Raw genomic sequence first — 12,894 nt, 5'->3', positions numbered from 1 at the left:
TCATTATGACCATCATTTTTTAGCAAAAAAAATAAAAAATATAAAAATCAATGAAATAAAAAGTGGCACGCTAATTGATATATGTCCTGCATCGCTTTCAAGAAAACAGTACAGGACATTTGATATGGCTATTCATGTAAAGAACAACATTCACTGGGTCGGGCAACGTGACTGGGAAGTGCGCGATTTTCACGGTACGGAATACAAAACACTGCGCGGCAGCAGCTACAACAGTTATCTCATCCGCGAAGGCAAAAACGTACTGATTGATACCGTCGATCATAAGTTCAGCCGGGAGTTTGTGCAGAACCTGCGCAGTGAAATCGATCTGCAGAAGATCGATTACATCGTCATTAACCACGCGGAAGAAGATCATGCGGGTGCGCTGACAGAACTGATGTCCTACATCCCGGATACACCGATTTACTGCACTGGCAACGCCATCGACTCCATTAACGGCCACCACCACCACCCGGAGTGGAATTTCAATGTGGTGAAAACGGGCGACTCGCTGGATATCGGTAACGGCAAACAGCTTATCTTCGTTGAAACGCCCATGCTGCACTGGCCAGACAGCATGATGACCTACATGACTGGCGACGCAGTACTGTTCAGTAATGACGCGTTTGGTCAGCATTACTGCGACGAACGTCTGTTCAACGATGAAGTGGATCAAACAGAACTGTTTGAACAATGCCAGCGTTACTACGCCAATATCCTCACGCCATTCAGCCGTCTGGTAACGCCGAAAATTACTGAAATCCTCGGTTTCAACCTGCCGGTGGACATGATCGCCACCTCGCATGGCGTGGTGTGGCGCGATAACCCGACGCAAATTGTCGAGCTGTATCTGAAATGGGCGGCGGACTACCAGGAAGATCGCATTACGATTTTCTACGACACCATGTCCAACAACACCCGCATGATGGCAGATGCGATTGCCCAGGGAATTAACGAAGTCGATCCGCGTGTCGCCGTGAAAATTTTCAACGTTGCTCGCAGCGATAAAAACGACATTCTGACCAACGTTTTCCGTTCCAAAGGCGTGCTGGTTGGCACCTCGACCATGAACAACGTGATGATGCCGAAAATTGCCGGACTGGTGGAAGAAATAACCGGCCTGCGTTTTCGCAATAAACGCGCCAGCGCCTTTGGCTCCCACGGCTGGAGTGGTGGTGCGGTAGACCGTCTCTCCACCCGTTTGCAGGACGCCGGTTTTGAAATGTCCGTCAGCCTGAAAGCAAAATGGCGACCGGATCTGGACGCACTGGAAGTGTGCCGCCAGCATGGTCGCGATATTGCCCGCCAGTGGGCGCTGTCGCCGCTGCCGGAAGCCGTGAATCCGCCGCCCGCCAGCGCACAACAGGCCTGTGCTTGCGCCGCCGCAGCGGCTGCCGAACTCGGCCCACGCATGCAGTGCAGCGTCTGTCAGTGGATCTACGATCCGCAACAAGGCGAACCGCTACAGGATGTTGCGCCGGGTACGCCGTGGCGCGATGTGCCGGACACGTTCCTCTGCCCGGAATGTTCATTAGGTAAAGAGGTATTTGACGAACTGGCATCGGAGGCAAAATGAGCACAGGTATTGTCATTATCGGTTCGGGCTTTGCTGCCCGGACGCTGGTGAAAAACATCCGTAAACTGGACAGCGCCGTCCCGCTAACGCTCATTGCCGCCGATGGGATGGAGGAGTACAACAAACCGGATCTTAGCCATGTCATCAGTCTCGCCCAGCGCGCCGACGATCTCACCCGCCAGTCGGCGGGGGAGTTTGCCGAACAGTACCATTTACGTCTGTTCCCGCAAACTCGCGTGAGTGCCATTGATGCACAGGCGCAAGTGGTGAAAAGCGCGGATAAACAGTGGCAATACGACAAGCTGGTGCTGGCGACCGGGGCGGCGGCATTCGTGCCCCCGCTGCCGGGTAGCGACATGATGCTGACCCTGAACAGCCAGCAGGAGTACCGCGACGGTGAAACATCATTGCGCGATGCAAAGCGCGTATTAATCGTTGGCGCAGGGCTGATTGGCTGCGAACTGGCGATGGATTTTCAACGCGCGGGGAAAAGCGTCACCGTGCTGGATAACGCCAGCAGCATTCTCCCGTCTCTGATGCCGCCGGAAGTCAGCGGACGTTTGCAACACTGCCTGACCGCCATGGGCGTACGCCTGCTGTTGAAATCCCGCTTATTGTCCCTTGAACAGAGCGGTGGCGGCGTACGCGCGCAGCTTGATGACGATCGCTATCTGGAGGTCGATGTAGTCGTTGCCGCCACCGGCCTGTCGCCGCACACCGCGCTGGCACGCTCGGCGGGCATCGCGACAGGCCGTGGCATCGTGGTAGACGGTGCACTGCAAACCAGCGATCCGCATATTTACGCCCTCGGGGATTGCGCAGAGATCAATGGCCGGGTACTGCCGTTCCTGCAACCGATCCAGCTCAGCGCCATGACGCTGGCGAAAAACCTCACCGGCAGCAGCACACAGCTGGTGCTACCGCCCATGCTGGTGAAAGTGAAAACGCCGATGATGCCCCTGCATCTGGCCGGGGAAACGGCGCGGGGCGATCTGCGCTGGCATATCACCACCGAAGCCGACGGCATGGTGGCAAAAGGGCTGGATGCCGGTGATAAACTGCGCGCCTTTGTGGTCAGCGAAGATCGGATGAAAGAAGCGTTCGCGCTGCTGAAGGCGCTGTCCGCGTAAGGCGGGCCGCCGCCACCAGCCCCTGGCCGAAGGCAATCGCCCCATCCCCCGCAGGCAACTGATGTGGAAACAGCAAGGTGAATTGCGGCAAATAAACCCGTAAGCGGTTTTTCAGCAGGCGGTTATGCAGTACACCGCCGCTGAAAACCAGCGTCTCTATACCGTGCGACACCGCATGCAGGCGCGCCAATGCGGCGATACCGTGCGCCAGCGCATCATGAAATGCCCACGCCCGTGCCGCCGGGCTGGCTTTCCAGTTCAGCCATTGCCGCCAGAACACAGCCAGATCAAGCTGCCGCCCACGCAACGGTAACGTCACCGGATGCGTGACTGCACCACTGCTTGCAGCCAGCGCTTCCAACTGACAGGCCGCCTCCCCTTCATAGCTCAGATGCAGCGGCGCACAGCCCAGCGCACAGGCCACTGCATCGAACAGCCGCCCGCAGGAGGACGCCAGCGGCGCATTAATGCCGCGCTCAATTGCCCGCGCCAGCAGCGGCCAGTTCTGCCGCTCCAGCACGGCGCATTCCGGGTAGTGCTGCCAGTCCGGAACAAATGCCAGCATCTGTGCCAGCAGGTTTCGCCACGGCTGTTGCGCCGCCAGATCGCCGCCCGGCAGCGCCACGGCGGGTAAGCCGCCCAGGTGCTCGCATTCGCGATAATTCACCCGCAGGCATTCACCGCCCCACAGCGCACCGCCCGCGCCCATGCCAATACCGTCCAGCGTCACCGCTATCACATCCCCCCCTTCCAGCGGCCAGCCGTGTTCCGCCAGACAGGCGGCTGCATGCGCGTGGTGATGTAAAACGGTCTGTACCGGTAAATCGTAACTCTCAGCCCACTGACTGGTGCGATATCCCGGGTGCGCATCCACCACCACTTGCCGTGGGGTAAAGTCATAGATAGCCTGCATCAGGCGCAGCGCGCCACGCCACTGCGCTTCCACGCCTTCATCCGTCAGGTCGCCAAAATGTTGCCCAGGCACAGCGCTGTTGCCACGCAACAGGCAGAAGGTGTTTTTCATGTCCGCGCCAAGACACAGCAGCGGCGGAATGGCGTCAAACCCGTCCGGCAACGTTATGGCGTCCGGCACATAGCCGCGGGAACGGCGCAGCATTTCGCCATTCGCCCGCATCACCGAATCATCCATCCGCTGCACAATATCGCGGTTATGCAGTAAAAAGCCGTCGGCGATCTCCGCCAGATCGTCCAGCGCCTGCGCATTGGTTATCGCCGGAGGTCTGCCGCTGAGATTACCGGAAGTCATCACCAGCGGGCGCTGTAACGCCTGCGCCAGCAAATGTTGCAGTGGGTTGGCGGGTAACATCACCCCAACTTCATCAAGGCCGGGCGCAATCGCCTCGCATAACCCGCTGACGCCAGCTTTATCCACCAGCACAATCGGCGCAGCGGGTGTGGAGAGTAACGTCACGGCTTGCGCCGTTAAACCACGTGTGCCCGGCAACATGACCGCCAGCGGTTTTGCCGGACGGTGCTTGCGCGCACGCAGTAACTGCACCGCCGCCAGGTTAGTGGCATCACAAGCCAGATGAAACCCGCCCACGCCTTTCACCGCCACAATACCGCCGCTGTGCAGGAGGGCCACTGCCGCCTGCAACGCCGCCTCGCCTTCAGCCTGCTGCGCGCCGCTGCACCACTCAAGCTGCGGGCCGCAATCCGGGCAGGCGACCGGCTGGGCGTGAAAGCGCCTGTCCAACGGGTTGCGGTACTCCGACTCACAGGCCGGGCACAGGGGAAACGCCGACATCACCGTAAAGGGACGGTCGTAAGGCATGGCGTGAATAATGGTGAAACGTGGCCCACAGTGGGTACAGTTGATAAACGGATAACGGTAGCGCCGCTCAGCGGGATCGTTCATTTCCGCCAGACAGGCAGGGCAGGTTGCCGCATCCGGCACAATCTGCGTGTTCATGGCCCCCCCGGCACTGTGGCGGATGGTGAAATCATTCGGCAGGGGTTGCCAGAGATATGCCGTGCTAATCACACGATCAATACGTGCCAGCGGCGGGCATTGTTGCTGCAACAGGGTGAGAAATTGGTCCGCATCACCAAGCAGACGAACCTCCACACCCTGCGCATCATTACAGACATCGCCTTTCAGCCCGAGCTGCTGCGCCAGTTGCCAGACAAAGGGGCGAAAACCCACCCCCTGAACTTTTCCGTAAACGCGTAAGCAGACACCGTTGCTGTTGGTCATGTCATCATTGCATCGCCGCATTCAGCAGGCGAGTCTTCATCTGTTGGTAAGTGCTCTGAGTGTACTCCTCTGCCCAGCGCTGATCGTTGATCGCACTCACCCGTACTGCGCAATATTTGGTTTCCGGCGTTTTCGAAATCGGATCCAAATTATCCTGCGTCAGTTCGTTACAGGCCCCAATCCACCACTGGTAGGTCATATAGACACTGCCATGGTTGATACGCTCATTCACATCCGCGCGGGTTATGACTTTGCCACGGCGGGACTCCACCCACACCAGTTGCTTGTCTTTGATACCCAGCGCCTCCGCATCTGCAGGGTTAATCTGCACAAAGCCAGGCTCATCCGCGAGCGTTTGTAACGCCGCGCAGTTACCGGTCATTGAACGGCAAGAGTAGTGACCCACTTCGCGCACGGTGCACAACACCAGTGGGAAGTCGGCATCCGGACGTTCCGCCGGTGCGCGCCATGGCGCCGCAAACAGATGACCTTTGCCGTCAGGCGTATCGAACTTGTTGTTCTGATACAGGTACGGCGTACCCGGATGATCAAGCGTCGGACAAGGCCATTGTACGTGCCCCATGTCACCCATTTTTTCGTAAGTAACACCGTAGAACAGTGGGCAGAGTTCACGCAGCTCATCCCAGATCTGCTGATTATTGTCGTAGTGCATCGGGTAGCCCATTTCCGTGGCAATCAGGCTGATGATTTCCCAGTCGCGTTTGACGTTGTACTTCGGCTCAATGGCTTTTTCAAAACGCTGGAAACCACGGTCGGCACAGGTAAAGACGCCACCATGCTCACCCCAGGAGGTGGCGGGCAGCAGCACATCCGCCTGTTCGGCAGTTTTGGTCATAAAAATGTCCTGCACCACCACAAACTCAAGTGCTTCAAACCCTTTACGCACCAGCCCAAGATCGGCTTCGGTCTGTAGCGGATCTTCACCCATGATGTAATAGGCTTTCACCTTCCCTTCCAGCGCCAGATGCGGCACCTCAGTAATGCGCACCCCGACTTTATCGTCCATGGCGGCCACATCGATGCCCCAGGCTTTGGCGAATTTCGCCCGCACATCGGCATCCACCACGTTCTGGTAACCCGGGAACTGATTCGGGATCACGCCCATGTCGCACGCGCCCTGCACGTTATTCTGCCCACGCACCGGCCCCACGCCTACATGTTCACGCCCCAGGTTGCCAGTGAGGAGTGCCAGGCTGGAAAGGCCTTTCACCACATCCACCGCCTGGCCGAACTGGGTTACCCCCATGCCCCACATGATGGTGGCAGATGGTGCGGCGGCATAGGTACGCATTGCCTGGCGAACCTGTTTCGCTGGTACGCCTGTCAGGTGTTCCACCGCTTCCGGCGCGTAGTCTTTTACCGTTTCACGGTATTCATCCAGCCCGGTGGTAAAGCTGGCGACATAATCTTTGTCGTAGAGTTCTTCTTCCAGCAGCACATAGCCAAACGCATTGACCAGCGCCATATTGCAGCCGTTTTTCAGTTGCAGGTGCTGATCGGCAATACGCGCGGTTTCAATACGACGCGGATCGCAGACGATGATTTTTGCCCCTTTCTGGCGGGCTTTGATCACCCGGCGCGCCACAATCGGGTGTGAGTCAGCGCAGTTATAACCAAACACCAGCAGGCAGCGGGAGTTTTCAATATCACCGATGGAGTTACTCATTGCGCCGTTACCGAGGGTTTCCTGCAACCCGGCGACGGAAGGACCGTGGCAAACGCGCGCGCAGCAGTCAACGTTATTAGTGTTGATGACGCCACGGGCAAATTTCTGCATCACGTAGTTGGTTTCATTCCCGGTGCCGCGAGACGACCCGGTGGTCATAATCGAACGCGGGCCATATTTCGCTTTGATTTCACTCAGACGGCGCGCGGTGTAGCGAATCGCTTCTTCCCAGGAAACAGGGGTAAACTTGCCACCGCGTTCATAGCGAATCATCGGCTGCGTCAGGCGTGGAGTCAGCAGTTTGGTATCGTTGAGGAAGTCCCAGCCGTAATACCCTTTCAGGCAGAGTTCATTTTGGTTGGTTTTGCCGTCGGCCGCTTCCGCACGGATAATTTTCCCGCCGTCCACCACCAGTTTCAGTTTGCAGCCCGCGCCGCAGTATGGGCATACACTTGTGATTTTTTTCATCAGTAACAGACCTGTTAAAAGTGAAAGTGAGAGGCGTTAAAACATCAGCGACACAGCGCCATCCAGCGCTGCGCGACGGCGTTTTTCCGCGCTCATCTGTTCCAGTAAGTTGCGGTCGACACACACCAGCGCCTTGGTCGGGCACGCCTGAATACAGGCCGGACCGGTTTCACTGTGGTGACACAAATCGCATTTGTTGGCTTCGGCCTTTTCCGCATGCACGTTAAGACCTGCGCCGCTGTTGCGCACAATTGGACGCACGACCACTTCCATTGCGCCATACGGGCACGCCACCACGCATGTTTTGCAACCAATGCAGCGTTCCTGCATGACATGCACAAAACCTTCATCGCGGCTGATTGCGCCATTCGGACAGACATTGGCACAGGGGGCATCTTCGCACTGACGACAGATAGCCGCCGTCGACACGTTGACGCCTTTAATGACGTGAATGCGCGGTAAAAATGTCTCAGGGGTGAGCGCCGCACAGTCCCGGTTTTCCTGATGAGAAACCACGCAGGCCACTTCACAGGTGCGGCAGCCAATGCATTTCGCAGCGTCTGCCATGATAAATCGGTTCATTGTTTCCTCCAGCAATATGCCTTATTCCGCCGAAGTATTCATAAACCGTGCCAATATTTAAAGTGCTGTAATATATGGGTTTTTAAGAAGTGAGAAGCGGCAGGAATCTGTCATCGACAGAAGTGACGATGACAGATGACGAGATCAGGCGTAGGGACCGGCACTCAGTGAGTCGCGTAACATTAATTCGCCAGGAAACGTTTGTTGATAGTTAAAATCGCCGCCATCAAGCATAAAGATCAGGCGATCAATGGTCTCTTTCACCATTTCGGTCACCGGAATTTTAACGCTGGATAATGCCGGCACGGTAAAAGGCGCCATCGCGATATCATCAAAACCAATAATCGAAACCTGCTGCGGCACAGCTATTTTGCTGTCGTGCAACTGTTTAATCGCGCCAATCGCCATATCATCATTGCTCGCCACCAGCGCACTAAAACTTACCCCGCGGGATAATAATTCTCGTACGCCCATTGCTCCGCTGAGCGGCGTCCATTTCCCTTCCACAATCAATTCATTACGTACAGGAATATGCTGCTGAGTCAGCGCATCTTTATAACCGGATAACCGTTCAATACCGGTAGGAGAATCCAGTGAGCCGGTAATAAACGCAATCTCCCGGTGTCCTTGTGCGATTAATTGTAATACCGCGCTCTGGCTTGACGCTTTTTGATCGGAATAAACACAGTGACTGCTGTTTTTACGCAAACGTCGATTAAGCACCATAATAGGCTGCGAATGGTTTTGAATTATCTCATCCAGCTCATCGACACTGAGAAAACGCGGATAAATAATGATCGCGTCGCAGCGTAAGTCGAGTAAATACTGAATCGCCTGCCGCTCTTCTTCCGCACTGTGTTTACCGTCCGCCAGCAGTAACTGACGCCCTTTGTCTTCGGTCATGCGCGCCGCATGAGACAACAGTTCGCTAAAATAAACGCCGTGATAGAGGGTGTTGGTGACCACCAACCCCAGCGTCTGGGTTTTATTGCTTGCCAGGCTGCGGGCCAGTAAATTCGGGCGATATCCGCTTTCCGCAATGGCCTGAAATACGCGCGCCTTCGTCTCTTCGCCCACATAACCCTTGCCTGTCAGCACACGGGACACAGTGGCTTTTGATACACCCGCCCGCTTTGCCACTTCCAGCATTGTCGCCATCTTTTTCCCCAACAAACCTCGTGAGCCGAAGTGTACTTCAGCCATCGGGATGATGGGAACACTTAACACCCGCAGACGGTACTTCTGCGAAACGCCTCATAGTGATCGTAATCACGATTTTTGAAAGTGGTTAAATTTAGATCTTGTCTGACTCAAATAAACTCATCATGATTTTGTGGAACCGGTTACCTATTTCGCGTTTCATGGCCGCCAGAGCGCACTGTGAAAATGTACCTCATTGATAAAACAGGATAAAAATCCGATGGCAAAGAACTATGCGGCGCTGGCCCACTCTGTGGTGAACGCGCTGGGCGGTGTCGAGAATATCGCCGCCGTAACCCACTGCATGACGCGCCTGCGCTTTGTGGTCAAAGACGCATCGCATATCGACGGTGAAACGCTGAAAAACACCAGCGGCGTGATGGGCGTGGTACGCAACGATAACCAGTGTCAGGTGATTATTGGCAACACCGTGTCTCAGGCTTTCCGGGAAGTGACGGCTTTGTTGCCACAGGATATGCAGCCGGTAGAGACGCACTCTCCCCAGAAGCTGACGCTTAAACGTATTGGCGCAGGCATTCTTGATGCGCTGATCGGCACCATGTCGCCACTGATCCCGGCAATCATCGGTGGTTCGATGGTGAAACTGCTGGCGATGGTGCTGGAAATGTCCGGCGCACTGCCGAAAGGCTCCTCCACCCTGACGATTTTGACAGTCATCGGTGATGGCGCGTTCTTCTTCCTGCCGCTGATGGTCGCCGCGTCCGCCGCCATCAAATTCAAAACCAATATGTCGCTGGCGATCGCGATTGCCGGTGTACTGGTGCATCCAAGCTTTATCGACCTGATGGCAAAAGCCGCACAGGGCGAGCATGTTGAATTCGCGCTGATTCCGGTGACGGCCGTGAAATACACCTACACGGTGATCCCGGCGCTGGTGATGACCTGGTGTCTGTCGTATATCGAACGCTGGGTCGATCGTATTACGCCTGCGGTGACGAAAAACTTCTTAAAACCGATGCTGATTGTGCTGATTGCCGCTCCACTGGCCATTGTGTTAATTGGCCCGCTTGGCATCTGGATCGGTAGCGCGATTTCCGCGCTGGTCTATACCATTCACGGCTATCTCGGCTGGCTCTCCGTCGCCATTATGGGCGCACTGTGGCCACTGCTGGTGATGACAGGCATGCACCGCGTGTTTACGCCGACCATTATTCAAACCATCGCCGAAACCGGCAAAGAAGGCATGGTAATGCCGTCTGAAATCGGCGCTAACCTGTCTCTGGGTGGTTCATCTTTAGCGGTGGCATGGAAAACGAAAAACCCGGAACTGCGCCAGACCGCAATGGCGGCAGCCGCCTCCGCTATTCTGGCGGGTATCTCTGAACCGGCACTGTATGGTGTGGCGGTGCGCCTGAAACGCCCGCTGATCGCCAGCTTAATCAGTGGCTTTATTTGCGGTGCAGTCGCAGGTATTGCCGGGCTGGCCAGCCATTCCATGGCGGCACCCGGGTTGTTTACCAGCGTACAGTTCTTCGACCCGGCTAACCCGATATCTATCGTCTGGGTGTTTGGCGTGATGGCGCTGGCGGTGGTGCTGTCGTTCGTGCTGACGCTACTGCTCGGGTTTGAAGATATTCCGGTGGAAACCACAACTACACCGCAGACGGCGCAGCCGGTTACTGTTAAAGAAGCACGCGCCTGATTAACGAAACGAGGTAAGGCATGTCAGTATTTCCGCAAGGATTCTTATGGGGCGGCGCGCTTGCCGCCAACCAGTCGGAAGGGGGCTTCCGGGAAGGCGGTAAGGGGTTAACCACCGTCGATATGATCCCGCACGGCGCTAACCGCCTGCCGGTAAAACTCGGTCAGGAAAAACGCTTTGCACTGCGTGATGACGAATATTACCCGAGCCACGAGGCGATCGATTTCTATCATCGCTACAAAGAAGATATCGCACTGATGGCGGAAATGGGCTTTACGGTGTTTCGCACCTCGATTGCCTGGAGCCGTCTCTACCCGGACGGTGATGAATTGACACCGAATCCGGAGGGCATTGCCTTCTACCGTGCAGTGTTTGAGGAGTGCAAAAAGTACAACATCGAACCGCTGGTCACTCTCTGCCATTTTGATGTACCGATGCATCTGGTGGTGGAGTATGGCTCCTGGCGTAACCGTAAAATGGTAGAGTTCTTCACCCGTTATGCCCGCACCTGTTTCGAGGCGTTTGATGGACTGGTGAAATACTGGCTGACCTTCAACGAGATCAACATCATGCTGCACAGCCCCTTCTCTGGTGCGGGGCTGGTGTTTGAAGAGGGTGAAAATCAGGACCAGGTAAAATACCAGGCCGCACACCATGAGCTGATTGCCAGCGCGCTGGCGACGAAAATTGCCCATGAAGTGAACCCGCAAAACCAGGTGGGTTGCATGCTGGCGGGAGGTAACTTCTACCCCTACTCCTGCAAACCGGCCGACGTGTGGATGGCGCTGGAAAAAGACCGCGAAAATCTGTTCTTTATCGACGTGCAGGCCCGTGGCGCTTACCCGGTTTATGCGGCGCGCGTGTTCCGCGAAAAAGGCGTCACCATTCATAAAGAGCAAGGTGATGACGAGATCCTGAAAAACACCGTCGATTTCGTCTCTTTCAGCTACTACGCCTCGCGCTGCGCATCGGCGGACATGAACGCCAATAACACCAGCGCGGCGAACATCGTCAAGTCACTGCGCAATCCGCATATTGAAGTGAGCGAATGGGGCTGGGGCATCGATCCGCTGGGGCTGCGCATCACCATGAACATGATGTATGACCGCTACCAGAAACCGCTGTTCCTGGTGGAAAACGGGCTTGGCGCGAAAGATGAGTTCAATGACCGCGGAGAGATTGAAGATGATTACCGCATCAGTTATCTGCGTGAACACATCCGTGCAATAGGCGACGCCATTGAAGACGGCATCCCGGTGATGGGTTACACCACCTGGGGCTGCATTGATTTGGTGTCTGCCTCTACTGGCGAAATGAGCAAACGCTATGGTTTTGTTTATGTCGATCGCGACGATGCCGGTCACGGTTCGTTGGCGCGCAGCCGCAAAAAATCCTTCTGGTGGTATAAAAAAGTGATCGCCAGCAACGGCGCAGATCTCGACTAAGCTCGGGACTTACCCGGCCTGCCGTATTTTCAGGTCGGGTAAGCATTGGCTTTACGGATACAGAGACAGTAGCAATTGCCGCTTATCCTGATCGAAGATGACAAAATCGCGACTCAATGACGGATTGCTTGCTGCTAATTTTTTCATCTCTGCCTCAAATCTGCCGTCATCAGTAAAAAAGAGCGCCATCAAATAGTCCATATTTTCACTACCTGAACGTTCAGACAGGCTGATGACATGTTTATAACAAGCGGCATCGCCATCATTAATCCTGTCCTTAAGCATGCATTCTTGTAATAGCAGAGAGGGGTTGTTTCTCGCTTTATTGACCGGCTCCAGCAAGGAAATCGCTTTTTCATACTCTCCTCGAGATGAAAGTATGCTGGTATAGCTGCGGATGACATTCACATTGTCCGGGTTATCCCGAGCCAAATGGTCAAAATCCTGAAGCACCGATGGCTTAGCGCTTTCATCAGCCATGACATATTTCTTCGACAATTCAGAAGCCTGTGCTGTTGGCTTATCCGCATAGCCGCCCGCCGCAACACTAACGCTAAAGATGGACAATATAAACAGCATTGATCTGCCCCCGGGATTAGATACAACCTTCAGTTAGTAATGTCGGTTGGTTTTTCTTCATATTTCCTGTTTCGCCAGTCCGTTGCGAATTCAGCTGGTGTCTGGTAATCCAGCGATGAATGGGGACGGCACTCGTTATAATCCTGCCGCCAGTCATTAATCGTTTTCCGGGCATGAAGAATATCGCTGAACCAGTGTTCATTCAGACACTCATCGCGAAAGCGTCCGTTAAAACTCTCAATAAATCCGTTCTGCGTTGGCTTACCTGGCTGGATAAGCCGTAGTTCCACACTATGCTCAAAGGCCCATTGATCGAGCGCGCGGCAGGTAAATTCCGGGCCCTGAT

Annotated in this window: 10 protein-coding genes; 4 read left to right on the top strand and 6 right to left on the bottom strand. The window is 55.4% G+C overall.

Going from position 1 to position 12,894, the window contains the following annotated elements:
- Positions 1–124: 124 nt before the first annotated feature.
- Both norV and norW read left to right on the top strand, forming a co-directional pair.
- The gene (norV, locus tag GA0061071_RS18085) at positions 125–1,576 is read left to right on the top strand and encodes an anaerobic nitric oxide reductase flavorubredoxin (RefSeq protein WP_088236619.1); all 1,452 of its coding nucleotides are present in this window, start codon (positions 125–127) and stop codon (positions 1,574–1,576) included.
- Positions 1,573–2,706 carry an NADH:flavorubredoxin reductase NorW gene (gene norW / locus GA0061071_RS18080; protein WP_088236618.1) on the top strand — a complete coding sequence of 378 codons (1,134 nt, stop codon included), beginning with the start codon at positions 1,573–1,575 and terminating at the stop codon, positions 2,704–2,706. The genes norV and norW overlap by 4 nt, the downstream gene beginning before the upstream one ends.
- Here the strand turns inward: norW and hypF are convergent.
- The 4 genes from hypF to GA0061071_RS18060 form a co-directional block, all read right to left on the bottom strand.
- On the bottom strand, positions 2,651–4,924 hold the full coding sequence (hypF, locus tag GA0061071_RS18075) for a carbamoyltransferase HypF (protein ID WP_088236617.1): 2,274 nt from the start codon (positions 4,922–4,924) through the stop codon (positions 2,651–2,653). The genes norW and hypF overlap by 56 nt on opposite strands.
- A gap of 4 nt (positions 4,925–4,928) precedes the next feature.
- Positions 4,929–7,079: a formate dehydrogenase subunit alpha gene (fdhF, locus tag GA0061071_RS18070; RefSeq protein ID WP_061493444.1), complete on the bottom strand. Its 2,151-nt coding sequence runs from the start codon at positions 7,077–7,079 to the stop codon at positions 4,929–4,931.
- Between the two features lie 36 nt (positions 7,080–7,115).
- Entirely contained in the window at positions 7,116–7,661 is a 546-nt protein-coding gene (gene hydN, locus GA0061071_RS18065; RefSeq protein ID WP_061493443.1) for an electron transport protein HydN, read from the bottom strand.
- A gap of 144 nt (positions 7,662–7,805) precedes the next feature.
- Positions 7,806–8,819, bottom strand: coding sequence for a LacI family DNA-binding transcriptional regulator (locus GA0061071_RS18060; RefSeq protein ID WP_061493442.1), 1,014 nt, complete (start codon positions 8,817–8,819; stop codon positions 7,806–7,808).
- A gap of 262 nt (positions 8,820–9,081) precedes the next feature.
- Between GA0061071_RS18060 and ascF the strand changes: the two genes are divergently transcribed.
- Entirely contained in the window at positions 9,082–10,524 is a 1,443-nt protein-coding gene (ascF, locus tag GA0061071_RS18055) for a PTS cellobiose/arbutin/salicin transporter subunit IIBC (protein ID WP_061493441.1), read from the top strand.
- Positions 10,525–10,544: 20 nt separating this feature from the next.
- Complete coding sequence (locus GA0061071_RS18050; RefSeq protein ID WP_088236616.1) at positions 10,545–11,969, top strand: 6-phospho-beta-glucosidase; 1,425 nt, start codon at positions 10,545–10,547, stop codon at positions 11,967–11,969.
- A 51-nt stretch (positions 11,970–12,020) separates the two neighbouring features.
- On the opposite strand, the gene GA0061071_RS18045 is transcribed toward GA0061071_RS18050, so the two are convergent.
- Entirely contained in the window at positions 12,021–12,548 is a 528-nt protein-coding gene (locus GA0061071_RS18045) for a hypothetical protein (protein WP_088236615.1), read from the bottom strand.
- A 29-nt stretch (positions 12,549–12,577) separates the two neighbouring features.
- Positions 12,578–12,894 (bottom strand): integrase core domain-containing protein (locus tag GA0061071_RS18040; RefSeq protein WP_139109676.1); only part of this gene is annotated, 317 nt, incomplete at its 5' end.

The organism is Kosakonia oryzendophytica, from assembly GCF_900094925.1.
GTDB lineage: Bacteria > Pseudomonadota > Gammaproteobacteria > Enterobacterales > Enterobacteriaceae > Kosakonia > Kosakonia oryzendophytica.
Note: the sequence above shows the minus strand (reverse complement) of the source record. Positions and strands in the feature narration are given on the sequence as shown.